Annotated in this window: 17 protein-coding genes, 1 tRNA gene and 2 riboswitches; of the genes, 5 read left to right on the top strand and 13 right to left on the bottom strand. The window is 38.8% G+C overall.

The window, feature by feature from the left end:
* From H9N25_RS04185 to H9N25_RS04165, 5 genes are all read right to left on the bottom strand, one after another.
* Nucleotides 1-2,769: a TonB-dependent receptor gene (locus tag H9N25_RS04185; RefSeq protein ID WP_223833578.1), complete on the bottom strand. Its 2,769-nt coding sequence runs from the start codon at nt 2,767-2,769 to the stop codon at nt 1-3.
* 106 nt (nt 2,770-2,875) lie between these two features.
* Nucleotides 2,876-3,835, bottom strand: coding sequence for a cytochrome-c peroxidase (locus H9N25_RS04180; protein WP_190328042.1), 960 nt, complete (start codon nt 3,833-3,835; stop codon nt 2,876-2,878).
* A gap of 198 nt (nt 3,836-4,033) precedes the next feature.
* Complete coding sequence (locus H9N25_RS04175) at nt 4,034-4,675, bottom strand: YceI family protein (RefSeq protein WP_190328041.1); 642 nt, start codon at nt 4,673-4,675, stop codon at nt 4,034-4,036.
* A 32-nt stretch (nt 4,676-4,707) separates the two neighbouring features.
* On the bottom strand, nt 4,708-6,027 hold the full coding sequence (locus H9N25_RS04170) for a peroxiredoxin family protein (protein ID WP_208398863.1): 1,320 nt from the start codon (nt 6,025-6,027) through the stop codon (nt 4,708-4,710).
* 79 nt (nt 6,028-6,106) lie between these two features.
* Complete coding sequence (locus H9N25_RS04165; RefSeq protein ID WP_223833577.1) at nt 6,107-7,408, bottom strand: peroxiredoxin family protein; 1,302 nt, start codon at nt 7,406-7,408, stop codon at nt 6,107-6,109.
* A gap of 161 nt (nt 7,409-7,569) precedes the next feature.
* Nucleotides 7,570-7,667, bottom strand: a riboswitch (SAM riboswitch).
* A gap of 908 nt (nt 7,668-8,575) precedes the next feature.
* On the opposite strand from H9N25_RS04165, the gene H9N25_RS04160 reads away from it, so the two are divergent.
* From H9N25_RS04160 to H9N25_RS04150, 3 genes are all read left to right on the top strand, one after another.
* Nucleotides 8,576-8,646 (top strand) — tRNA-Cys (locus H9N25_RS04160).
* 4 nt (nt 8,647-8,650) lie between these two features.
* Nucleotides 8,651-8,750: riboswitch (SAM riboswitch) on the top strand.
* 78 nt (nt 8,751-8,828) lie between these two features.
* Nucleotides 8,829-9,008, top strand: a complete 180-nt coding sequence (locus tag H9N25_RS04155) for a hypothetical protein (RefSeq protein ID WP_167293529.1) — start codon at nt 8,829-8,831, stop codon at nt 9,006-9,008.
* 194 nt (nt 9,009-9,202) lie between these two features.
* Nucleotides 9,203-9,637 (top strand): DUF4833 domain-containing protein, encoded by a 435-nt coding sequence (locus H9N25_RS04150; protein ID WP_223833576.1) that lies wholly within the window; start codon nt 9,203-9,205, stop codon nt 9,635-9,637.
* 147 nt (nt 9,638-9,784) lie between these two features.
* Here the strand turns inward: H9N25_RS04150 and H9N25_RS04145 are convergent, their stop codons facing one another.
* From H9N25_RS04145 to H9N25_RS04130, 4 genes are all read right to left on the bottom strand, one after another.
* Nucleotides 9,785-10,060, bottom strand: coding sequence for a hypothetical protein (locus tag H9N25_RS04145; protein WP_190328039.1), 276 nt, complete (start codon nt 10,058-10,060; stop codon nt 9,785-9,787).
* An 89-nt stretch (nt 10,061-10,149) separates the two neighbouring features.
* Nucleotides 10,150-10,617 (bottom strand): ribosomal protein L7/L12, encoded by a 468-nt coding sequence (locus H9N25_RS04140; protein WP_190328038.1) that lies wholly within the window; start codon nt 10,615-10,617, stop codon nt 10,150-10,152.
* 43 nt (nt 10,618-10,660) lie between these two features.
* Nucleotides 10,661-11,986, bottom strand: a complete 1,326-nt coding sequence (locus tag H9N25_RS04135; protein WP_223833575.1) for an amidohydrolase — start codon at nt 11,984-11,986, stop codon at nt 10,661-10,663.
* A 134-nt stretch (nt 11,987-12,120) separates the two neighbouring features.
* Nucleotides 12,121-12,963: an AraC family transcriptional regulator gene (locus H9N25_RS04130; protein ID WP_190328037.1), complete on the bottom strand. Its 843-nt coding sequence runs from the start codon at nt 12,961-12,963 to the stop codon at nt 12,121-12,123.
* Nucleotides 12,964-13,290: 327 nt separating this feature from the next.
* Between H9N25_RS04130 and H9N25_RS04125 the strand changes: the two genes are divergently transcribed.
* On the top strand, nt 13,291-13,914 hold the full coding sequence (locus tag H9N25_RS04125) for a TetR/AcrR family transcriptional regulator (protein ID WP_190328036.1): 624 nt from the start codon (nt 13,291-13,293) through the stop codon (nt 13,912-13,914).
* 156 nt (nt 13,915-14,070) lie between these two features.
* Here the strand turns inward: H9N25_RS04125 and H9N25_RS04120 are convergent, their stop codons facing one another.
* Nucleotides 14,071-14,610: a hypothetical protein gene (locus H9N25_RS04120; RefSeq protein ID WP_190328035.1), complete on the bottom strand. Its 540-nt coding sequence runs from the start codon at nt 14,608-14,610 to the stop codon at nt 14,071-14,073.
* Nucleotides 14,611-14,886: 276 nt separating this feature from the next.
* On the opposite strand from H9N25_RS04120, the gene H9N25_RS04115 reads away from it, so the two are divergent.
* Nucleotides 14,887-15,684, top strand: a complete 798-nt coding sequence (locus H9N25_RS04115) for a winged helix-turn-helix domain-containing protein (RefSeq protein WP_223833574.1) — start codon at nt 14,887-14,889, stop codon at nt 15,682-15,684.
* 328 nt (nt 15,685-16,012) lie between these two features.
* Here H9N25_RS04115 and H9N25_RS04110 read toward each other — a convergent pair whose 3' ends face one another.
* From H9N25_RS04110 to H9N25_RS04100, 3 genes are all read right to left on the bottom strand, one after another.
* Entirely contained in the window at nt 16,013-18,211 is a 2,199-nt protein-coding gene (locus H9N25_RS04110) for a beta-glucosidase family protein (protein WP_190328033.1), read from the bottom strand.
* Nucleotides 18,212-18,257: 46 nt separating this feature from the next.
* Nucleotides 18,258-21,074 carry a TIM-barrel domain-containing protein gene (locus H9N25_RS04105; RefSeq protein ID WP_190328032.1) on the bottom strand — a complete coding sequence of 939 codons (2,817 nt, stop codon included), beginning with the start codon at nt 21,072-21,074 and terminating at the stop codon, nt 18,258-18,260.
* 226 nt (nt 21,075-21,300) lie between these two features.
* Entirely contained in the window at nt 21,301-24,729 is a 3,429-nt protein-coding gene (locus tag H9N25_RS04100) for a hybrid sensor histidine kinase/response regulator transcription factor (protein WP_223833736.1), read from the bottom strand.
* Nucleotides 24,730-24,925 lie beyond the last annotated feature (196 nt).

Genomic DNA, 24,925 nt, shown 5'->3' with positions numbered 1-24,925 from the left:
TTATTTAAAAGTGGCCGAAAGCCTGATAAATGGTTGTAAACCTGTGCTGGTACCCGATTGTGCAGCACTCGGTGAATTTGTTCTGGTAATATTGCTTCCAGGAGCAGGAATAGAATAATCGCCAAGCACATTGAACAGATTATTTACACCAACAGTAGCCTGCAATACCGGGGTAATCCTGTAACCTGCAGAAATATCGGTAATCCAGATCGGGCTATAGGTTTGATAATAATAATCAGGTTTAGGAAAACTGGCATTCAATTGGCTCACTGCCGATACAGAACCAAAATATACGCTGCGTAATAAAAAGTTAAACTTATTAATATTATATGTTCCCTGAAGGGTGATCTTGGTTTTTGGAATACTGCGCGTTACCCGAACCTCTTCACTTTCGTCAAAAATGATATAGCGATAAGCTTCAAGCCCCTTCGGTGTGTTTACTTTTGTTAAAGTAGTTTTCTGCAGGTTTGCCCCAGCTAAAAAAGCTACATTACCTCCATTAGGGAGCAAAAAGCGGTAACTTCCTGTAAATTCAATTCCCCTCGTTCTGGTGCTAAAAGAATTATAAAAGAACTTGGCCTGTACAGTACCCGTCTGTACAAACAATGCCCTTACATCGGCAGGTAAGTTAACGTCCGTTGCAGAAAAACGTCCGGTATTCCCTACACGGTCTTTAATATCAATCTGATAAGCATCAACTGTCAATTCAACATTTTGGATTGGCTGTGAAGTTAATCCAGCAGAATAACCTTTCGATTTTTCGGGTTGAAGCGACGGAATGCCCAAAGCCTTTGTTGCAGGATTAACATTGTTTGCCGTAACCTGATCAATTGCTACACCATTCTGAAAGGTAGTAGAAGTTTCGGTATAATAAAACTGTGCCAGATCGGGAGCCCTGAAACCGGTATTAAAACCACCTCGAACGGCTAACCATTTTGCAAAACCATATCGGCTTGCTGCTTTATAGGTAGTTACACTACCAAAATCAGAATAATTTTCTACCCTTACTGCGCCTGATAAAAGCCATTTATCGGTTACATTCAGTTCGAGATCCGCATAAGCCGCAGAAATAGAACGTTTTACATTTACTTCATTGGAAGGTCTGAAACCAGCATGGATCTGCGAACCTGGTGAAAGCCCATTTAATGGAGTACTTCCGGCAGCTACAAAATATGGTATTCCGCCTGTAGTATAACCAATAGAATAAATGGGGCTTAAATCTGCTTTCGAATAAGAACCTTCTTCACCTGCAATAATCTGATAGGTTTCTACACGGTACTGACCACCAAAGGCAACGTTTAATCCGTTAAGCACTTTATCAAATTTCCTCGAAAAATCTAAACTTCCGCTATTCTGTGAAGCGTTATAGCTACCTGCATTAAAAGTACGCGGTGTTTTTTGACCTAAACTGGCATTCAGCGTATTGCTGATAATATTATCAAAAGCATTTCTACCGTACACATTCGAGACATCAAAATTCCATCCACTTATCTTGCCTTTTACACCTATTGCCAAAGATTGATCAGTAATGATGTTATCCATAGCCGGCAAAAATCCATCTGGATAAACAAAAGTATTGTTCCTTTCTGTCCATCCTGGCAAACGGTAAACAGCTGTAAACTGCGAATTTCGGTGGCTGATTCCACCAAATGAGTACACTTCAAAACCATCTTTCAAGGGAATTCCGGCATTGAACGATAACAAACCATCTTTTGATTTATTCGTCGAGCCACGCTGATCAAAATAGTGGCGATCAATGCCTCGACTGGCAATAATAGCATCATCAATTTCTTTGGTGTAAATCTGATCGAAACCCCGCGTGTTTGCTCCTCCGCCATAAGCCGGACCAATGTATATTCCATCTGAGTAATTGCCAGAAGGAAGCGATACTGCCTGTGTAGCATATTCGCCGGTGATGTTTAGAAAACCTTTTGCACCTAATTTAAGTCCGATATTGGCATTGGTCCTGGTGGTTAATCCATCACCTCTACGCCGGATACTTTCAATGGTACTTGCGGTAATTTCATCGGCAGTATTTTTCAATACCACGTTGATTACCCCAGCAATGGCATCCGATCCGTATTGGGCCGCAGCACCATCGCGTAAAATTTCGATACGATCTATCGATCCCACCGGGATGGCATTCAGGTCATATCCTGTAGCGCCATTGCCCAAACCACCCCAACTGATGTTGGAGCTTTTATGTCTTCTTTTACCATTTACCAAAACCAACACCTGGTCTACCCCCAGTCCTTTTAACTGCACGGTAGAAGTTGCCGATGCGGCATCACCACCACCCGAAACCGAAGAGTGAAAAGATGGCGAAACATACTGGAGTAATTGCGTTACGCTGGCCTGTGGGGAGGTCTGTTGTAATGTTTTTAAATCGATCACATCAACTGGAACAGGCGAATTGAGTTTGGTACGATTGGCATTCCTTGAACCTACAATCTGCAATTCGGTTAAAGTGTTATCGGCCTGTTCGAGCGAAACGTTCAATTTCGTAGAGGATCCAATTTCGATGGTAGCGGTTTTATAACCGATATAAGAAACCTCGATAAATCGCCCGTTTTTGGTAGAAATTTTAAATACTCCATCCTTATCGGTAACGGTAGAACCATCGAGCCCTTTGATCTTTACAGATACTCCTGGTAATGGCGTTTTATTTTCTGCAGAAACAACCACCCCCGTGATGATTTTTTGCTGAGCGGCTAATTTGGAGTAAGCGACTGTAGTTAACAGCAATATTAAAAGTAGTTTTATCTTCATTTTATTTATTTTGGAATAGACATACCAATGGCCATCCACCTTATTTTGAGTGGAAAAAATGTGTTAAAAATTAAGTTTTAAAGGTTTTTGATCTGGCTATGCCTATTTAATCATTTTTGTTTTTGAATCTATCATCGGTCAGCGAAAGCAAAAAAGCCTCTATATCGTTTATTTCAGTTTCGCTCAAGCCTAACGGTTTATTTAAAGAAAGATCCCTGTTTTTCCCATTTTTGATTACCGCATCTGGGTTATTGTAATATTGGATTACTTCTTTTAGTGTTTTAAACATTCCATTGTGCATGTATGGTGCCGTAATGCCAACGTTCCTTAAACCAGGTATTTTAAAATGCCCTTTATGCTCAGGGTTGTGTGTTACCTCAAATCTGCCTTGGTCTTTTAGCTCTAATTCATTAAATAACCCAATTCCTTTAAAACGGTCGGCGGTAAAATCTTCGCCCGAATGGCAATTGTTACAATTGGCTTTTCCGATGAACAACATTCTGCCTCGCTTTGCATTTTCAGATATGGCTTTGTCATCACCATTAATATACCGATCGTAAGGGCTGTTTGCGGTTTCTAACGTTCTTTCGAAAGAGGCAATGGCCAGTAGCAAATTCTTTTGTGTAGGCGGAGAATTGAAAATCTTCTGGAATAACACTGTATAATCCTTATCTTTTTGCAAGCGATCAATGGCATCGGCAATGGGCAGGTTCATTTCTACCGGATTGATGATGGGCTGCAAAGCCTGATCTTCCAAAGAAGCAGCTCTGCCATCCCAAAATAAGTTTGGCCTGCCTGAAAGATTAGTTACCGACGGCGAATTACGCGTTCCTTTGGTTCCCCCTACGCCTAAACTCACGGCGCTGGTGTCTGCAAAAGCAAACTCTGGTTTATGGCAAGAGGCGCAACTAATGCTTTTATCTTTAGAAAGGATCGGATCAAAAAACAGTTTTTCGCCCAAACGTTCTTTGCTGTTAATTACAGCTGGATCGTCTGCACCGAAGCCCGCCATTAGGATCACTAACACGATAAGGCTTAGGGGAATTATGAGTTTGCTTCTTTTCATTGTTTTATTCGGTTCGGATCAATTTGTCGTCAATGCTGAATTTAGTTCAGCATATTTTCCGCATGATAGACCCTGAAATGAATTCAGGATGACGACTTTAAGGATTCTTCACTGGCGTTTAGAATGACAACCAGATATAGCTAGCGGCAGGGAGAACCACACATCCTCCCATCACCACTAACCTTAACAAGAGATTCTTTAATTATTAGCAACAAGCTGTACATTCAGCTCAAAATCATCATAAATGGCTTTATCGCCCAGGTTTTCGAAAAAGCTTTTCGACCTGAATTTGATATCATACTTGGTTCTATCGACCGTAATTTTTGCATTGGCTGTAACTTTATTACCTTCTTGTTTAACTGTTGCTGGAAAACTGATTTCATTCGTAATGCCTTTAATGGTCAGTTTTCCTTTAACATCATAAGTTCCTGCACCTGTACTTTTGGCAGAAGTGATATTGAATGTAGCTTTATCAAACTTATCAACAGCAAAAAAATCAGCACTTTTTAAGTGCCCCAATAGTTTTGCATTGGTTTCTTTATCCGTTAAATCGGTAACCGCAATGGTTTTTGTATCGAGTTCGAAACTACCGCCTTTTAGCACTTTATTATCTAAAGTCAGCGATCCAGAAGTTACATTGATGGTGCCTGAATGTTCTCCAGTTACCTTTTTAGCTAACCATGTTAATTTACTTTGTTCAGGGCTTACTTTATAGTTTACCAATTTCCTTGATGTGGCTTCGGTAGCTACCTTTAGTTTAGGTTTAGGCCCGTTTAAAGCGATGAAAGATGAAGCTACAACTGTGGTAGCAATAAGTGCAATCGTTTTATACTGTAACATGTTATATATGGTATTTAGTTTTGGTGGTTTAGTTATTTTCCATTTGCTTGTGCCTCAAAATAGGCTGCTGATGGTACTGGTTCTGCGATTAATTCATCCAGAACTTTATTGAATTTTTTCTCGTAATCATCGTAATATTTACCTGTAACGGTACCAGTGTAACCCGTGTATATTTCGCGTACTTCTCCTTTTCTATCGATAATAATGGTGGTTGGATAAGCAATGAATTTGTTTAATGCCGGAAGTTTATCGGCAACCAATCTTTTATCGGCCAATCCGCCAAATAGGATATCGTATTTAATGTTGTATTTATCGCGAAGCTTTCCAAGTGTATATTTTCCATACTCAAGATCATCTTTCTGCTCGAAACCAATGGCGATGGCTTCTACCCCTCTTTTCGAATTTTTATTGAACCAAGGAGAAAGGAATACGGTTTGGTCGGTACAGTTGGGGCACCAGGTACCCACCAGTTCTACAATCACAACCTTACCTTTATATTTATCATCAGTTAACGAAACAGGTTTGCCATTCAGATCGGGAAAAGTAAAAGCAAGTTTTTTAACACCTTCCTTTAAATGTGTTAGTTTATAAGGATCTGGCAATTCTGCCTTACTGTCTTTTACGCCGGTAAACTTTAAGTTATCGTAAATGCCCTGGCTAATTTCACCCGAAAGTGTACCGTCTTCGTTAATGGTACCCTTATAAATTTTAGGGCTTGGTCCACTAAAACCAGAAAGTACAAATTGATTTCCCTGAACGGTACCTTCAAGCTCACGGCTATCGCCGGTTACCTGCATAATTACACCAGTAAGTTTATTTCCTTCTTGTTTTAATATGGCAACTTTGTTTGGAACAGCTTCTTTAGAAAAACCTTTAAACTCCCATTTACCAGTTAAATTGGCAACAGGTGCAACGTCTTTTCCCGGCTCAACAAAACGGTAAGATTTACCTTGCTCTGCAGTAAAAGGCAAAGCATTGCCCTGCAAACCTGGCACCAGGCTTCTATATTCGCCAGAGATCCGGCCATCACTTTCAATTTTGGCCACCAAAGCTGCATCGTAAGTATTCATTTTGATAAATAGTGAATCCTGTCCCAGGTATTTGATGTGGAAATCGTCTCTCCGCGTACCGTTTAACAGTGTAAACGTGGCATGCGCTGCATCTTTTCCTTTCAGTTCGAAATTAAAAGGCACTTCTGTTTCAGCTACCTTAAAAACACCACGCCAAATTCCTTCTTTTATAAATTTTTTGGCTGTTTTCGGTTCTTCATGCACCTTATTTACAGCAAAGGCTGTTGTAGAAATGAGCGATGCCAGTGCCAGCACCTGCATTTTAGCAAAGTAAGTTTTCATCTTGTATAGTTTTAAGTGTAGGTTAAAATATAGGCTGCAATGAAATACAGCCTAATATTTTGTTTATACTTAGTTTAGGTTATTTACTTTTTAGTGTTTCTGCTGAAGCCAGTTTTTCGGGTACTGGTTCAGCAATCAGCTCGTCGAGCACTTTGTTAAATTTGGTTTCGTAATCGTTAAAGTATTTTCCGGTTACGGTGCCTGTATAGCCGGTATAAATTTCTCTTACATTTCCTTTTCTATCGATAATGATGGTTGTTGGAAAAGCAATGAATTTATTTAGCGCAGGCAGTTTTTCAGCCACTACTTTTTTATCGGCAATGCCACCAAACAGGATATCGTAAGTGATACCATATTTCTCTTTCAATTTACCCAACGTGTATTTGGCATATTCGAGATCATCTTTTTGTTCGAAACCAATCGCAATGGCTTCCACGCCTCGTTTTTGGTTCTTTTTAAACCATGGCGAAAGAAAAACCGTTTGATCGGTACAATTTGGGCACCAGGTACCAATCGTTTCAATAATTACGACCTTACCTTTGTATTTATCATCACTTAAGGAAACATTTTTTCCTGTTAGATCTGGAAAGGTAAAATCAAGTTTTTTATAACCTTCTTTAAGAAAAGTAAGCTTGTAAGGATCAGGAAGCTCGGCATTTTCGTTGCGCTGGCCATCAAATTTCAGGTTTTTATAAATTCCGAAACCCTGTTCACCAGTAATGCTGTTATCGTCGTTAATTTTTCCTTTTACAATAAAAGGACTTGGTCCGGTAAAGCCAGACAACTCAAATTCATCACCCTGTACAGTACCTTCAAGCTCCCGTGTATCGCCCACAACAGTCATGATTACTCCGGTAAGTTTATTTCCATTCTGCTTTAATAAAGCAATAGATGCTGGTACAGCTTCTTTGGTATAGGTTTTTATTTCCCACTTGCCAGAGATATTGTGTTTTGGTGCGATATCTTTTCCAGGTTCTACAAAGCGGTAATTTTTACCATGCTCTGCTACAAAGGGAAGTGAATTGCCCCTGAAACCAGGTACCAGACTGCGGTATTCGCCCGATAAAGTGCCATCAGTTTCTATTTTTGCCACCAAAGCAGCATCGTAGGTATTCATTTTTACATAGATGGAATCATCACCACGTCTTTCTACATGAAAATCATCACGTCTGGAGCCATTAATTAAAGTTAAGATGGCCGTTTGAGGATTTTTACCTTTTAATTCGAAGTTAAATGGCACTTTTGATTCGCTTACATTAAACTCGCCCCTCCAAATCCCTTCTTTTGGGAATGGTTTTGCCACCTTGGCGGATGCAATGCCTCCCAGTAACAGGACTGAGGTGGTTAGGCATGCAATTCTTGAGGAAATTTTCATTTTCATAATCATCATTATTAGTTAAACACTATCGTTTTAGAGTTTTTAATAACAAGGCACGATTTCTCCCACAGAAAACCATATAGCACAGATACAGGCTGTTTAAACAACTGTTATGCTTTTAATGAAATCCCTAACAGGAAACGTGAGTTTACTTGTTATTGGTTAATTTATAATCTATTGCTAGATCAGTTTGAGCACTTTTTCCTATGGAAAGTTGCTAGAAGTTCAACGAGTACTGACTCTCCCTTCTTCTGTATAAATCAACTAATTAATGGTGGTGAATTAATTAGAGTAATAACCTAAACTAGTGGTGGTGATTAGTTTGGGCTGTTCCTGATACCCCGGCAACTTATTGACTTAAATACATGACCACCATAATATTCTATCAAAAGGCCCCGGGGTACCAGGATTTTTAAATAAGAATATCTGAATGAAAACCTTTAACAGGTGATCTGTATCTTAGCTTATATTAGCGGCAACAGCAGTTATACTGATCTGAATAATTGATCAGGGGATATGGCTGAGGTTGTCTGCGGAGTTTCATCTTGAACGTAAATTTGCTAGTGAACTATTATTTTTTTTGTAAAGGTATAAACTTCGTTTAATTTAAACAAGTATTCCTATAGATTTTATAGACTTTATCAGTAAACAATTGATTTACAGAAATATAATTTACAATTAAAGAAGAAATTGGACTGAGGGAATTATGCAAGGGCGTAGCATTAGGCCGTTCGGAGAGGCAGGTATCTTAACAAGAAAGCAAAAGAGTAGTGATGATAGGTATAGGCGAATCGTCATTTCCTTCGCTAAGCAAAGGAAATGACGACCGATTTTCTAAATCAGTCTTTGTTAACGCAGTCAAGAATCTTTAACCTTAATTTATTGAATACTAAAGTCATCTTGTAAATCTAGTTGCATCCGATAACTATCGGATCACGATGGCGAGTTGTATGCGAGTAATCATCATCCTCACCTTGTTTCAGGATCTACCTGCAATTTATTTTAAATACACAAACAACTAAAAACCAATAAATTACACCATAAAACAAGCTCAACAATCAGAAATCTCACAAAAAAACTACTATTTCTATAGAAATTATAGTAATTAATTTTTACTTTTGCTGAGTCTTCTTCAAAAAGTGAATCTAAAGCTACTTGAAAAGACCATATAGTCATGTGGCCGAGTGGTTAGGTAAAGGTCTGCAAAACCTAGTACGGCGGTTCGATTCCGTCCATGACGTCTAATACTTATCAAGAAAGACGTAGGGAATGGCCCTTTGATGTCTTAGCAACCTGTTGTGTAACAAGGTGCTAATTCCTTCTGCAATGGCAGAAAAGATGAGTTTGAAAGCAGATTTCTTAACTGTTTTCGGCGAACAATCAATGGCCATCCCCTTCAAATTGGTAACCTAAACTTAATAATATGTCAGTTTATTTTGATTATCCATCCATCAGGGATTTTTTCGAGATCCACGGAAACACTTCCTGCGAAAAATTAGATGATTATGAACATTGTAAGGCAGAATCAGACCGGCTTTATAATGAACAGCTTAATGAGATCGATGAAGAAATTCTGCATGATCAACCCAAAACCGACACTTAAAAAGTACTCAAATCTTTTAAAAGCTCTCTTAAATAAACAAGCCTAAAATGTATTTAACACCACCTAGACTACTCATTCTACTTAAAACCTCGTTCATTATAGTTTTAACCTTCTTCTTGTTTTCACCTCTAGCATGGACACAGTCGAAAGATCCATCCCCGCTCAGTTTTCCAACACCTAAAAATATAGATCATATGCTGTTTTACCTCCAGCGTGATCCGAATACAAACACTTTAATTTATGCATTAAATCTCAAAGAAAACGGGACTATCAATAGCGATGCTCCTATTCAGGTTTATTGGATCCGGTACGGTGAAAAAGGACAGAAAAAGGATCTCGGTTATATCCAACGCAAGTTTGCCTACGGTATCGACACGAAGGCCCTTGGCGCCGATAAATATGAATTTAGGTTTGTATCACACAAAAAATTACCATTTTACCTGCAAAAGTATAGCGATAAAAGCTATCACGTCTCGGTGACCATAAACAACCGAACCATTAGGGTTGCCCGATTATTTATCAGGATACAGGGTGGCAGTTTCTGGCTCCCAAATGTGAAGTATGCAGAGGTTGAAGGTATTGATGAAGCAACGGGTAAACCAATAGTTGAGCGGATAAGTGTAAAGTAAACTATTCTTCATTATATTTAGTTATCTTGTAATAAGGTCCTTCTACCCTGCTCAGGATGACAACCTCTTGAGACTTTTCTTATGGTAAAAACAAAGATGGTCTGTGAGACACAGACCATTGATTCACCTCGTTTATGACACAATTGATTATTTCGGCTCTTTTTTATTATCAATTGCAGTATTAAAAGTCTTATTAAATTCACCTTTTATCCACTGTACTTTTCCGCTCAAAGGTATAGATGGTGCAACAATGTAATTTCCGGTTTCGCTATCAAGGATTACCACCATGTTGTTGGCATTTACTTCCGTGTGGTACCTTCTGCCGGTTTGGTCTTGTCCGTTTTTAAAACTGATGGCGGTGAACATCAATCCAGCGCCTAAAAATCCCAACAAAAGGGATTTTGCATCTAATGTAATTTTCATATTCTTAAGATTTTTTGTGTGTAAAATCAAGTTAAGAATTCTACTTCCTACATTCTAATTCTATCAGAAATATTGCAATATGTTTGTCGCTAAATTTTAAACATAAAATAGGCTAAAGCTGCTGCAATCAAAATAATGATCAACAGTTTAATCAAAAAATTTTTGGGTGGATTTTGGCTATTTGTAACATTCGCAGAGACGATATTTTTAACATCGGTATCCCTGCTTTGTTGCATCATATTGCCGCTAACCTTAAACTGTATCAGTTTTTCAATATAATCTTTACTTTCTGCCAGCCCTAGGCCCCTAACATCCTTATAGTGTTTAATGGCATTTAACTTATTGCCCTGATCTAAAATAACCAATAGCTCTGCATCCAGATCTGCCAGATTGGTTACAGGCTGATTTACTCCTTCTTCTAAGGCATCTACATAATCTTTGGCTTCTTTTAAACCGCAGCCACTATGATCTTTAACTACCTTAACAGCTGCTACTTTCTGGTTCCGTGAGAGAAATAACAATGCTTTTTGCTTTGCTTCGGGACTAACATTAATCATAACTTTAAGCTAGCAAAATATGAACCAATTACGTGTACATAAATCAGAAAACCAGATTCCCTTCATGGATCAATGATTTAACAGGAGATACACGTGATACAGCCTCTGCAGAACAACTGGCATCAACCAGTACCAGATTAGCTTTATCTCCTGCTTTTGGCCACTGCCTTTTTCCCTGGTCATCTAAAGGAAGAATATTACCCGTTGCCAATTTCAATATTCTAGAAAGTTCAAATTCTGTACGATAGCCGTAAATTTGAGCGGCAATATTTGCCTTTTGCAAAATGCTTCCTGTACCAAAAGTATTCCAATGGTCAACAATACAATCATTACCTGCTACTACTTCTACACCATGTTTGTACAGTACAGGAACAGGCATCGGATTACCAGAAAGTGGAATGGTTGAAGCTATTCCCATTTTTGCCGCACCAAGTTTTTCAGCTATTTCTTCCGTTTTAGTTTTATCGAGATACCTTAGTGCAAAAGCATGACTCACATAGGTTTTTCCTTTTAATACTGGATTTTCCATTACTTTATCGATCAGGTATTCGATTGTTTTTAGGCCAGATTCACCAGACTCATGAAGATGAATGTCAATCCCTTTTCCATTATCTAAAGCTAACTGTACTACAAAATCCATGTGTTTCTCAATACCGCCATCAATAGAAGTTGGATCAAGGCCACCAATAAAGTCTATATCCATTTTGGCTGCTTCTTTTAACAGTTCTGCAGATTTGGTATAAAATATGCCGTGCTGAGGGAAAGCTACTAACTCTGCCTGAAAAGATTTCTTTTTATGCAACAATGCGGTTTCTAAATGCTTCAATGAATCTAATCCAGAAGTAGGATCGATATTCACATGCGACCTTGCGTAACTGGTTCCGTATGACTGAAGCAATTCAATCAATTTTTCTGAACGTGGTATAGAAGTTTTTAAAAGCTCTGGGATTACCTGTTGCTCAAAAGCGATCATATCTTTTACAGATCTGTTCTTTTTCAAATGTGCCTGCCATGGTAATCCATAATAGGTTTTATCCAAGTGGATGTGCATATCCCTGAAAGCTGGAAGCATCAACAGTCCCTTTGCGTCGATAGCTTTTGCATTTGGGTTATTAGGTAGCACCTGCTTCAACTTACCATCTTCAATCTCAATAATGAAAAGTTCGGTTTTTGTTTTAATTACCTCATCCTGATCATATTCGAATCCCGTTTCGAGCTTAACATTTTTTAATGTTAAAGTTTTTCCTGAGAAACGGTCTACATTTCCATCTGCAATGGCCTGTTCTGCTGATAGTAAACAGGTACTCGCAAGCAAAATGGATGAGCTTTTAATAAAATCTTTTCTCGAAATCGAATTTGGGTTTATCATAACAGGATTCTTTATCACAAAAATAATATTCTGTTATGTTTATGAATAGTAGGATTTATATTAAAAATTGTATCATTTATAACTACCCGTAATTATTTATCGAATTTAAGCACTAAATTTTGTGCAATTCACTACTAACCTCGAAATGCACGTGGGGTAATCCGGGTTTGATTTTTAAAGAATTTAGAAAAATAAGCCACATCATAAAAACCGAGGTCGAAAGCAATTGCTTTAATAGGCCTTTCGGTTGTCAGTAAAACCCGCTTTGCTTCGAGAATTAAACGTTCGTGGATCAGTGCTGTGGCTGACACATGAAAATGCCTTTTGCATAGCATATTCAGGTAATTTGCTGAAATATTTAACTGATCGGCATAAAATGCAACAAGTTTTTCCTTCTTATAATGCATATCGATAAGCGAACGGTATTTAAACAACACCGGTTTGGTTTGGTAAACCGTTTGGTTATTGAACAATGTTTGTGCCTCTTCACTAACCATTAGCGCAATAAGCCTGATCCTGGCATTGATAATTTCCCAAAGTATGGCAGGTTTTGCGAGTTCAGATCTGATACTCCGAAATTCGTACAAAATTTTCTCGTAAGCGTCGGCACTCAGATTAATAACGGGATAGTTTTGATATAAGATTAATGAAAAGCGCAAAGAGTTAGCCAGGGTTTCGAATATGCTCCTGCTAATCATAAGTTGATGGGCATGGGTTTCTTCGCCTAGCTCCCATTTATGGATCTGTTCAGGAAACAATAAATGCAACTGACCTCCAGTAACCTGATGATCTATAAAATCGATGGTGTGTATACCACTACCTTGCTCAAAAAGCATAAAAAGAAAAAAATCGTGTTTGTGTGGTTTTTCAATGGATCTTTTCCCAATTATTTCATGATAAAGCAAATTATTTCCCGAATCTTGATCAGGCCAAAACTCACTAATATCAAGCGTAGGAAAATTTGCAATCACATCCATCGATGAAAAATACCATTTTTGTATAGAAGTTACGAAAAAAGAAGATGGAAAGCGAATGAAAGGAATTCATCATTATTCTGCTTCCCTGAAGTATCAGACCAGACATGTTGCCGTGTATATACGGCGCAATGAGACCTGATACCCTCAGAATGAGCAGGATGAGCGTCACAAAACTAAAATAAGTTAATACAGTTTGATTATAGTGAAGATGTATACAATCGATTTATATATTTCTTCCACAGAACAAATATACAATATATCACCAATTGGTGATAAAAATAATTAAAATTGATTGTGTATTTTTCCCACACGATTATTTTTCATCACATGGAGCAGAAAACAGGGGTTAAATCGTTAAGAAACAAAGAAAAAAGCAAACAGAAATTTTTAAATGCAGTAGAGAAAATACTCCATACTAAAGGTTTCTCAGGCCTTAAGATTAACGATATCGCACGTACTGCAGGCCTGGACAAAAAATTGATCTATAACTATTTCGGTGGAAAGGACGAACTCATTGACGAATATATCCGCTCCCAGGATTTTTGGAGCAATGTAAAAGATGAGTCGGGAGGCCCTGTAATTAATGATGGAGGGAAAACATTCTGTAAAAAAATGCTCCTCTCCCAATTTGATTATGTTTTCAAAAATAAGGATTTACAGAAAATTTTGCTCTGGGGCTTAATAGAAAACCGTAAATCGCTAAAAAAACTCGCAAACGATCGTGAAGAAAATGGTGCACGCTTATTTGAAAGTATTACCGACCCTCATTTCAAAGAAAACGCCAAAAGATATAGGGCCATTATCGCATTGCTGATATCGGGAATTTATTATTTGGACATATACGCCACAACAAACGACTGCACTTTCTGCGGACTAGACCTAACAACCACAGCAGGAAGATCGGAAATTGAAGATGCGCTGAGTTTTCTGATTGATAAGACTTATGAGTAAGAAAACCGGGAAGAATGTTACTAAAAACTTTCTTCCCGATATACAATACGTGCCTGGTATTTTCTTTTAGTAAACGTGTCTTGTTTTACCTTCTACAAAAACGATAAGATATAGGCACAAGGCAAAAGCATACAACGTATTTTATAATTTATTTGTTTAGCAACCGCCTTTGCGAGGAATACGTTTAAAAATCACTTTACCATCTCGTTCTACATACTCGGCAGATACTATTGGGTATGAATACTTTGGCGCAGATGATACGACATGGCTTCTTATAATTATTTTGTCGTTAACTTTCAGGCTATGCAATTGCTCGAGCTGAGACTTTTCCGGCTCAAATTTTACAATGTAATCGGCACCATTAATCCTAGCCATTACGCCAAAACCTAGCCTTGATCCTGGCGGAAGAGAAAGAGAGGTTATAACGGCTTCCATATCGGTAAAAGCACTTATATGCTCCCTTATTTTAGCAGCACCGACATGCACTTTTTTACCCGAGGGAGACGCTTCCCATTTTTTGAACCTTACACCATCAGGGCTGGCCTCCCATTTTTTCAGTTCGGCTTCCCTTTCGGCAGCAGAGCGGTTTTTTGGGCTTGCTCTTTTAGATGTTTCATTTTTAATTTCATGATTGGCAAATACTAGTCCGCTTACCACAACCAGCGGTAAGATCAGCACATAAATAACTTTTTTCATATTTCTGCAGGTTTAATTAACGTTGATCTATCTACTGATAAATCAGATACATTTAAGACGTTTTTTTTATTTTTCATATCTTTTTAAAGTTGGTGCAACAAAAATACTTTGATATCTTTCCGTATGAAGAACCAGAATTGTAAATAAAAATGTAAACTTTGTAAATAAAAACTTGACACTATGCTTAATAGTCGAAATCATTTCTCTGGAAAAGGTAAATACCTTTTTGGATTCATGCTAGTTTTGTTTATCTCTGTAATTTGCGTGACATTCGGCATGACCGGCAGTGAGGATTTTGATTTCGACCGAAGAGAAGTTTTGCTCCGTCGGATCGGACATGAACTACTCCTACAGTCGGGCGACAGTACATCGAGGGTACTCCCGATAAAAAAGATTGCTGAAAATGAGTACCAGATCGAATTTGAGAATGAGTTTACTTTTCAATCCAACTTACTGGTGAATACAACGAGGCATTTGTTGGCCAAAGACCCGATGGCAGGTGATTACGTTGTTAAAGTTCTGAACTCTGACAACTCCAGTGTAGTCTATGGATATGCTATATCCAAAAATAAAAAAGATGAGATTATAACATGCATAGGAAGAAAACAACCGAGGGCACGTTACATGATCAACATTAAATTGAAAGAGACCGGCATAAATACAGCAAAGAACGGATATCTTTTGGGCAGCCTACCTTTTTTAGCCTTAGTTGGTTTTATTTTTTTTAGATCTATTAAGCCGCGAAGCGTTTTACCTCGTGATGATCAGCATGCAGACATAATTGCTTTGGGTTCAGTTCTGTTTGATGCAAAAAATCGTAAGCTCACCAAAAATGAAACGGTGATAGACCTAACCGGTACTGAAACACGTTTATTGCTCATCTTCGCACTTTCTCCCAATGAAACGATAGAGAGAAGCCGACTGCAAAAAGAGATATGGGAAGACGAAGGTGTTATTGTAGGGCGTAGTCTGGATATGTTCATCTCAAAACTTAGAAAAAAACTGGAGCTCGATCCCAACATCAACATTGTTGTTATACGGGCTAAAGGATATAGACTCGAAATTAACACTTAAGAAAAATCTTCTCTCTCTGAATTAAGCTTATTGGATTCGATTTGGCATTTTTAAGAAATCTCAATATAGGTCCATATCTACAACAGGCAGAAATTTGATGATGACAATGATGGTCTGTGAGGACACCGACCACGGAAAAGATGCCAAAAATCGGGCATCATTTCCTTTGGTTAAGCAAAGGAAATGACGATTTATCTTAATTTATCACTTCAATGTTCTTCAGTTAAAAGCTAACCTCTCAGGTTGACAATTATATATTTATGGTACAGTCTCTTTTGATTTAAAGGAGAACCTTTAACATCATCAATTTTCAATCACCTTATAAACACTACTTAACCGTAATTTTCAATTTTTGAGAAATATGATTTGATGAGTTGCCTAGCTGCAGTATAAAATCACCAGCTTCCACGTTCCAGTTCTTTTTAGTTTCATCGTAGAAGGCCAAATCTGCTACTTTTAACCGAAGTTCAACTGTTTTAGTCTCTCCAGGCTTCAAGAAAACTTTTTCAAAGGCTTTAAGTTCCTTTACAGGCCGCGTTACGGTACATACAGGATCATGTACATACAATTGAGCAACCTCGGCACCATATTTTGCACCGGTATTTTTTACGGTAAATGAAATCCGTACAGTATCACTTTTGCTGTATTTTTTTTTATCTGATGATAACGGCCCTAAATCGAAACTGGTATAGGAAAGACCATAACCGAATGAAAATTGAGGTGATATTTTTTTGGTATCAAACCAGCGGTATCCTACCAGAATATCCTCTTTATAGAACTGGTTGATACTATCACCAGGATAGGAAAGTTTACCATAAAAATGTGCTGCATTATCTTCTAATTTTTTAGGAAAAGAGAACGGCAGTTTGCCAGAAGGATTTACCTCGCCCGAAATCACATCTGCCAATGCATTTCCAGCTTCAGAGCCAAGATACCATCCTTGAATAATAGCGGGTACATTGTTTATCCATGGCATTGAAACTGCATTACCGCTGAGCAGCACTACAGCCGTATTTTTATTAACTTTCAGCAAAGCATCAATTAGTTTATCCTGTCCAAAAGGGAGGCTTAACGAACGACGGTCGCCACCTTCACAATCCTGAAAATGATTTTTATTAAGTCCACCGATAAAAAATACTATATCTGCTTGTTTCGCCACCTCAATTGCAGCAGACGCTAAAGAATCGGCATTTAGCTTGGATGGTTCCTCGCGCCCATAAAGTGATGGCCCGGAAGCATAACCAAGGCTGTAAACAATATGATCTTTGCCATATTTATCGATCAATCCTGCCAAAGGTGATTTTTCATAAGCCACCTTGAGTGACGATGACCCTCCACCGATTACCAGGCTCCGGTCAGCATTTTCTCCAATGACTGCAATTTTTTTGAATTTTCCGTTTGGAACAGGGAAAAACTTATTTTCATTCTTTAAAAGTACAATTCCTTCCTGAGCGATTTTGCGGGCTGCCTCACTATGTTCTGGAGAAACGAAACGACCAAAAGGCCTATTTTGGCTCATTGTGGTACGAAAAATCAATCTAAGTATACGGCGTGCTTTATCGTCGAGCAAAGCGATATCATATTTCCCTTCTTTAATCCCTTTAAGGAAGGGGTTAGCCAAATAATATGATGAGTAAGGAAATTTCCCCTTGGTAGTTAAACCATCGGTATAGGTACCCATTTCAAGGTCGAGCCCATTGTTAACAGCCTCGTACGTGCTATGAACGCCACCCCAATCGCTAATTACAACCCCATCAAATGCCCAATCTTTCTTTAAAATCTTGTTTAAAAGTAAATCGTTATGGCAGCAGTGCTGACCTCTAAACTGGTTATACGAACCCATTATAGACCATGCCTTGGCTTCCTGTACAGCGGCCTTGAAAGCTGGCAGATAAATTTCATTTAGTGCACGGTCGCTTAAATCAACATTGATATGGCCACGCCACTCTTCTTGATTGTTTAGTGCAAAATGTTTTACACAGGCAGCCACTCCGTTAGACTGTACGCCCTGAATGTAAGGAACCACCATTCTGGAACTGAGATAGGGATCTTCTCCCATATACTCAAAATTACGTCCGTTTAACGGGGTACGGTAAATATTTACACCAGGCCCTAACAGTACCGTTTTATTCCGATAACGGGCTTCCGCTCCGATTGATTGGCCATAAAGCAAAGATAATTTAGGGTTAAAGGAAGCCGCCAGACAGGTAAGTGCCGGAAATGCGGTACAAGAATCATTCGTCCAGCCTGCTCCTCCCCATTCATCCCATAAAACTTCCTCACGGATTCCATGAGGTCCATCGTCGGTCCATACTTCAGGTATACCCAAGCGGGGTACACCTTTCGAGCTGAATTTTGATTGCGCATAACAGAGAGACACTTTCTCTTCGGTAGTCATTAGCGAAAGTGCATTTTCAACGCGCCTCTCAATCGGCTGGCTCAAGTCAAGATAAACTGGCTGTTTTTGCTGTGCGCGCGCCAACAAAGAAGTGCATATTACTGTTATCGTTAATAATATTGATTTCATTAATTGTGTGTGTATATATGTGTGTGTGTGTTTGCGACAAAATCTATTAAAGCCTTACTATTGTTTTGGTACCATCATAGCGAACGATCTTAGGCGCTGCATTTGTTTTGCCAATAACAACTACTCGGAAAGTCCTGTTGCTTAACATGCCTTGGAAATTACCTTTGCGTTTATTGATTACAAGGATGTCTTTATTGTTTGAATATTCGAAATCGATGGTAGAAAAAGCACCTTTTTCGTAATTATAGTTATTGCCTTCATCTTCGTATAAACTAAACTTTCCATCCTTGCCTTTATAAACGCGAATCTCAATGTTATCAGGTTTCTTTTCCGAGCTATACTGCATTACCTCTCCAACAGGCAAAATAGTACCAGCAGGAACAAATAACGGGATGCGTTCAAGTGGGGCTTCAATATTCAGCTTCTGCCCACCTTCAATCTGTTTTTCGCTGTAGAAATCATACCAACGGTTTCCTGCAGGGAAATAAACTTCGCGGCTACGCGCTTTGTAGCTATAAACGGGACAAACCATTAGCCCGGAACCAAAAAGAAATTGGTCACTTATGCCATAGGTCTGCTGATCAGCAGTATAATCCATTGCAAGCGATCGCATTAAAGTATAATCTTTATGGTAGGCCATTCCTGCCAGCGAATAAATGTAAGGCATCAGGCGGTAGCGTAGTTCATCGTAATAAACCAAACTTTTGTAAACCGGATGACCTTCTGGGGCCAGGTTGTAAATTTCGCGGTAAGGGAACTGGCCATGACTGCGGAATAGCGGGCAGAATGCTCCAAACTGAAACCAACGCAGGTTCAGTTCGCGCCATTCTTTAAGGTCTTCGTTCTCTTCTCCTGTTTTATCAAAAAGAAGCTGGCTATCACCATACCTTTTTTCTACGCAAAAGCCACCAATGTCCATCGTCCAGAAGGGAATACCAGACATAGCAAAATTTAATCCTGCAGGGATCTGTGCTTTAAGGTCTTCCCACCTTGATGCAATATCGCCACTCCACGTAGCGGTAGAATACCTTTGTAAACCGGCAAAACCAGATCGAGTTAACAGAAATACCCGCTTGTTATTATCTGCTTCACGCTGCCCGTTATAAATAGCATTGGCATTCATCAGGGCATAGGCGTTAAAGTATTTTGTGGAAGAGCCCAGTGCAGTAGGGCCACACAGTTTTTTGCGGTATTCCATATCGGTACAATCGCGAATGTTGGGTTCAGAAGCATCCATCCACCAGGCATCGAAACCCTTTACGTATAGGTTGTCTTTCATCTGTTTCCAAAAGAGTTTTTGTGCATCGGGGTTATAGGCATCATAAAAAGATCCTACATATCCAGAGCCAATCCAATCACGTATGCTATCTTTCACGGCCTGCATGTACATCCATCCTTTATCATTAAACTGTTTAAAATGTGCTGTTGTGGTATAGAATTTAGGCCATACCGATATCATGATATTCGTATTTTCTTTATGTACCGAATCTACCATTCCTTTGGCATCTGGAAACCTTTTCAGGTCAAATTGATGGCTTCCCCAAGCGTTTTCGGGCCAATAACTCCAATCCAGTACAATATTATCAAGCGGAATCCTACGCTTCCGGTATTCACTTACCACATTTAATAGCTCATCCTGAGTTTTATAACGCTCACGGCTTTGCCAAAAGCCCATGGCCCATTTTGGCATAATGCTCGCCTTGCCTGTCAGCGTTCGATAACCACTTATTACCTCATCCATGTTTTTACCAGATACGAAATAATAGTCCATCTTATCGCCCATTTCTGACCAAAAAGATATATTACCATTTTTCTCTATCGGAGAGGAAGAAAGTGCTTTAAGGCCAACATAAGAAACACCTCCATCGGGTTTCCACTCCAATCTTATTTTGGTGCGTTTTCCCTTTGTTAGCGGAAAAGAAAACCTGAAAGTGTTCGGGTTCCAGGAAGTTCTCCAACGCTCTGGTACCACCAATTTTCCATCAAGCCATACTTTGGTATAGCCAGCATAATAAAGGCTGAATTTATAAATATCTGTATTATTGGAAAGGATCGATCCTTCCCAAACCACAGACCCGTTATTAAAATTAAAATCTACTGGAAATTTCTTTACTGTTGTCAGATTTTCATAATCAATAGCTGACTCCTGACGAACAATAGTTGCGCTCCCTTTGTTGGTATAGGTTGCCGTCAGTGCACCTTCTTTGCCGTCTTTATCGAAAAGGCTAAACTGATTTAGGTCTTTGTAATCTCTGGGATCACCGTATTTACTCTGCGAATAATTGTCCCATAGGATGCCGTAATTTTTTGTCGATATTATGAAAGGCACCGAAACTTTGGTATTGTACTGAAAAAGATCTTCGCTTTTATGTTTATAATTAAAATCATCAGACTGATGCTGTCCAAGACCATAAATTGCCTCGCCAGATGTACCCGAAAAAACTTGCTGAAAAGTATAGCCTTTATCGTTTTCTACGGTTAAAGGGCTGAAGGTTCTTTTAGCCTCTTGAAGCAATACTTTTCCAGACTTATCAGTAAAAGAGATCTTACCCGAAATCAGAGAAATTTTTACAGTAATATCTTTAGTGGACAGTTGTGCAAATGATGTAGTTTTTGTTACCTTGAAGGGAACTGTTGGTTTAAGCCCTGGCACCACGCACAGGCTGGTAACCTGGGGAATAGTATTTTCGGGTGAAGCCTGCACCCGTATAATCTGGCTGTTCACAACATTTATTTCAATTGTCTTAGCTGCTCCTGTCTTTGGATGAACCTTTATACCATCCTGTAGTGTTTCAACAGTATCTACTGCAAGTAGCTTTGTTGTAACAAGCAACAATAGTATAAAAAAAGAGAATCGTCTCATAAAAGGGATAGTGTGTTAAATGGTTAGAATAATGTTGTTTGATTTTTATGTTTCAAAACTACAATACCACATTTTGGACACAGAGCAGTAATGTTAAATATGTAAGTAGAAATGTTAACACCATGCAACCTTAAGCCATTTTAGCCCTTTAAATCGTGTTGGAAGCGTAATTCACTTTATTTATTGTTTTGTGATAAAAGAATATATTTAAAAAAGGAATTTGTTTTTAGCTCAAATTCCTTTTTTCTGCTATATATTCTGAAGGGAGTACATTGTATTTTGCCTTAAATGCTTTTGCAAAATAATTTGGCGTACTAAAACCAACCATGTAACATATTTCGGATATGGTTTTAGTACTTTTTTCCAGTAGAATTGCCGCCTTTTCGAGTTTAACGGATCTGATATAGTCAACAGGGGTTTTACCGGTAACCCTCAGGCATTTTTTGTAGAGCGAAACCCTGCTCATCGCCATATGGCTACTCAGATCTTCAACAGATAACTGGGAATTATGGAGGTTCTCTTCAATGTATAACAATGCAGTATTTAGGAATTTTACATCCTCTGATTCGATTTCCATTTCTGGCGACGACATGCTAACCTGTCTGGAATAGGTTTTTTTAAAGGTTTGATGCAGCGTAAGGAGATTCTTGATCTTTGAGTGCAGAATTTCGAAATTGAAGGGCTTGGTCATATAATCGTTTGCCCCAGTTTCCAATCCTTTCAATTGTTCTTCTTCAGCTGTTAAAGCCGTTAACAGGATAATCGGGATGTGTTTTGTCCGCTCGTCTGATTTTAATTTCGCACAAAGTTCTGTACCGCTCATTTCTGGCATACTGATATCCGAAACAATCAAATGCGGATGCAATGCCAATGCTTTTTGCCAGCCTTCCCTTCCATTTGAGGCCTCTACTATTTTGTAATAGGTACTCAGATTATCTTTAAGGTAGAATCTAAAATCTTCATTATCTTCTACCAACAAAATCACCGGGGTATTTTTTGTTAGCACACGTTTATCTGCAGGCTCTTTCTCCGTTTTTTCCTTTTCATCCGTATCATATTGAAGGGATAAATCTTCAGCATTGCTGTGAACCGACTGTTCTTCTACGACAGGCGATAACAGGAGCTGTAACGTAAAACAGGTACCCTGACCAGGTTCACTTTCTACAGTTATTTCACCGCCCTGCATTTTCACAAATTCTTTGGTAATGGAAAGGCCAATTCCAGACCCCTGGTTAAGAATGGATGCAGAGGTTTCATGTTGAAAAAAGCGATCAAAAATTTGTGCTTGTTTTTCTGCCGGAATACCTATTCCAGAATCCTGTATCTTTAATTCCAGTAGAATTTTACCATCTTCCGTTTTATTTAACCGCTTATGCAGCATAACCTCTACTTTTCCGCCGGCCGGAGTAAACTTAAATGCATTGGAAAGCAAATTAAATACTATACGTTCTACTTTATCCTGATCGAAATAAGCATATAGGCTTTCGATTGGACTGGCAAAAGTCAGTTTTATCTGCTTACGTTCTGCCAGATCATAAAAAGAATCTGTGGCATCCTTAATAAAAGACACCACTTCGCCCTCGGTATTGTTTAGGCGCAGTTCTTGTTCCTCCATTTTACGGAAATCGAGCAACTGATTTACCAGGTTTAATAAACGCCTTGCGTTTCTTTTAATCATCGCCAATTGCCCGTAACGCTCGTTTTCTTTCGCGGCAATTAATAGTTTATCAACCGGGGCAAGAATTAAGGAAATTGGTGTCCTGAATTCATGACTTAGATTGGTTAAAAATTTGATCTTTAATAAATCAAGTTCCCGCAATCTTTCTGCTTCTTTACGGTCTTGCTCCCGCAACTGCCGTGCTTCTGCCCTTTCCTGTGCCAAAGCAAATTCCCGCCTAAGTTTATTAATGCCCCTCCTGCGTATATACAGTAGCGCAAATCCTATCACTGCAAGGTACAGGACATATGCCCAGGTAGTTCTCCAAAAAGGAGGTGAAACAGTAATATTTAGGTGCGACTCTGCTATGGGAACAGCATCGTTTTCGTTAAAAGCCCTCACATGAAGGGTATAATTTCCCGGGTCGAGGTTGGTAAAGGTAGCCTTACGCAGTTCGGATGAAACGGTAAGCCAGCGTTTATCAAAACCTTCGAGATTATATTTATAGGTGATCTTATCCGGATTTAAATAATTGAGCAACGCGAATTGGATTGAAAAGATATTTTCCTTGTAGGTGAGATTTAAATTGCTGAGCGAGGTTATCGTTTCGGGTAAAACAACATGTCCGTTTATCCGCTCACCTACACGAACTTTATGATAAAACACTTCGAGGTCGGTCATCACCAAGGCAGCAGAGACACTGCTGTTTTTGATTTCGCTGGCCCTGAATATATTAAATCCGCTTGGTCCTCCAAAAATCAGTTCACCCGCTTTGGTTTTACCCGCAGCATTGATGTTAAACTGGGTACTTTCAAGCCCATCTAACTGGTTGTATTTACTATATCTGAAATGGTAATTTTTTCCGTTATGGCTTACCGAAATCTTGAAAAGACCTTTTCGTGAGCTATACCAGATGTGGTGATGCTCATCCTCCAAGAGTTCGAATACCATATCTTCAGGCAGCCCTACAGCTTCATTCAGGTTTTTAAATGTACCCTTAACCGGATCGTATATACTGATTCCTTCTTTTGTACCGATCCACATCCATCCACGTGCATCCTGCAAAATGGAGTTTACATCATTCTGAATCAAACTGTTGCTATCTGCAGGATTGTTTTTCAGGTATTTGAAGGTAGCGCTTTTGTGATCAAAAATATTAACACCCCCTGTGGTGCCAATCCAGATATTTTTATTCCTGTCTTCGTATAAACAAGAAACAACAAAAGAATTCAGTGTATTTTTAATATTCGGATTAAAATGTTTAAATGTTCCGGTCTTGCGATCCAACAAATCGAGTCCGCCATTTAAAGTACCTACCCAAAGCCTATTGTATGAATCTTCCAACAAGGCATAAATGCGATTATCAGACAAACTTGCAGGGTCGTGGCCAGGCTTAAAATGCCTGAAAGATTTCCCATCAAAAGCATCAAGCCCCCCCAAATAAGTACCAATCCATAATACACCTTCATAGTCTATTTCAAGATTCACTACAATATCACTACTTAAAGAGTTGTTATTTTCAGGGTTATTGCGGTATGTTGTAATTTCGCCAGTTGTTTTGTTTAAACGCAATAAGCCCTCCCCATTGGTACCAATCCATAAATTGCCATTGTTATCTTCTGCAAAACAATTAATATCTTTCTTTATTGTACTTTTCCCGGCCAGATAACGATTGGCGGGAAACTTATAAACGCTGTTATGGTAAAAACAGATTCCTTTTTTAAAGGTGCCAATCCATATAATATTATTGTTATCCTTGTACAATGCAGAAATACTGTTATCGCTTAAGCTCCGTAGATCGTTCTCTTTATTTAAAATATAGGTTAACCGGTTGGTCTTTTTATCCAGGATATTAATTCCACCATGATCGGTACCAATCCAGATATTTCCATCGTCTCCTTCAATTACACGGCTTACATTTTTCGAGCTTAAACCTGTATGGTCTTGCTTTTTCCCAAAATAATGAAGCTCCCCGCTTGCTGTATTAAGATAAACCAGACCAAAAGGATTGGGTCCACTAAAAATATAGATATCGCCTGCTGAATCGCAGCTGAGGTTGTAAGCATTTGTTTGACCAGAAAAATGCTCATTTACGGCATTAAACCGATGAGTTACCCGATATTGTTTTAAGTTAAATTTATCAAGTACACCATTAGCATAAATAACCCATAAATTACCCTTTAAGTCGTCAATA

The sequence above is a fragment of the Pedobacter riviphilus genome, assembly GCF_014692875.1.
In the GTDB taxonomy this organism is placed as follows: Bacteria; Bacteroidota; Bacteroidia; order Sphingobacteriales; family Sphingobacteriaceae; genus Pedobacter; species Pedobacter riviphilus.
Note: the sequence above shows the minus strand (reverse complement) of the source record. Positions and strands in the feature narration are given on the sequence as shown.

Excerpts from the sequence above, each read along its gene's own strand:
- H9N25_RS04185 (WP_223833578.1), bottom strand. The coding sequence starts at position 2,769 with ATGAAGATAAAACTACTTTTAATATTGCTGTTAACTACAGTCGCTTAC.
- H9N25_RS04180 (WP_190328042.1), bottom strand. The coding sequence starts at position 3,835 with ATGAAAAGAAGCAAACTCATAATTCCCCTAAGCCTTATCGTGTTAGTG.
- H9N25_RS04175 (WP_190328041.1), bottom strand. The coding sequence starts at position 4,675 with ATGTTACAGTATAAAACGATTGCACTTATTGCTACCACAGTTGTAGCT.
- H9N25_RS04170 (WP_208398863.1), bottom strand. The coding sequence starts at position 6,027 with ATGAAAACTTACTTTGCTAAAATGCAGGTGCTGGCACTGGCATCGCTC.
- H9N25_RS04165 (WP_223833577.1), bottom strand. The coding sequence starts at position 7,408 with ATGAAAATGAAAATTTCCTCAAGAATTGCATGCCTAACCACCTCAGTC.
- H9N25_RS04155 (WP_167293529.1), top strand. The coding sequence starts at position 8,829 with ATGTCAGTTTATTTTGATTATCCATCCATCAGGGATTTTTTCGAGATC.
- H9N25_RS04150 (WP_223833576.1), top strand. The coding sequence starts at position 9,203 with ATGCTGTTTTACCTCCAGCGTGATCCGAATACAAACACTTTAATTTAT.
- H9N25_RS04145 (WP_190328039.1), bottom strand. The coding sequence starts at position 10,060 with ATGAAAATTACATTAGATGCAAAATCCCTTTTGTTGGGATTTTTAGGC.
- H9N25_RS04140 (WP_190328038.1), bottom strand. The coding sequence starts at position 10,617 with ATGATTAATGTTAGTCCCGAAGCAAAGCAAAAAGCATTGTTATTTCTC.
- H9N25_RS04135 (WP_223833575.1), bottom strand. The coding sequence starts at position 11,986 with ATGATAAACCCAAATTCGATTTCGAGAAAAGATTTTATTAAAAGCTCA.
- H9N25_RS04130 (WP_190328037.1), bottom strand. The coding sequence starts at position 12,963 with ATGGATGTGATTGCAAATTTTCCTACGCTTGATATTAGTGAGTTTTGG.
- H9N25_RS04125 (WP_190328036.1), top strand. The coding sequence starts at position 13,291 with ATGGAGCAGAAAACAGGGGTTAAATCGTTAAGAAACAAAGAAAAAAGC.
- H9N25_RS04120 (WP_190328035.1), bottom strand. The coding sequence starts at position 14,610 with ATGAAAAAAGTTATTTATGTGCTGATCTTACCGCTGGTTGTGGTAAGC.
- H9N25_RS04115 (WP_223833574.1), top strand. The coding sequence starts at position 14,887 with ATGACCGGCAGTGAGGATTTTGATTTCGACCGAAGAGAAGTTTTGCTC.
- H9N25_RS04110 (WP_190328033.1), bottom strand. The coding sequence starts at position 18,211 with ATGAAATCAATATTATTAACGATAACAGTAATATGCACTTCTTTGTTG.
- H9N25_RS04105 (WP_190328032.1), bottom strand. The coding sequence starts at position 21,074 with ATGAGACGATTCTCTTTTTTTATACTATTGTTGCTTGTTACAACAAAG.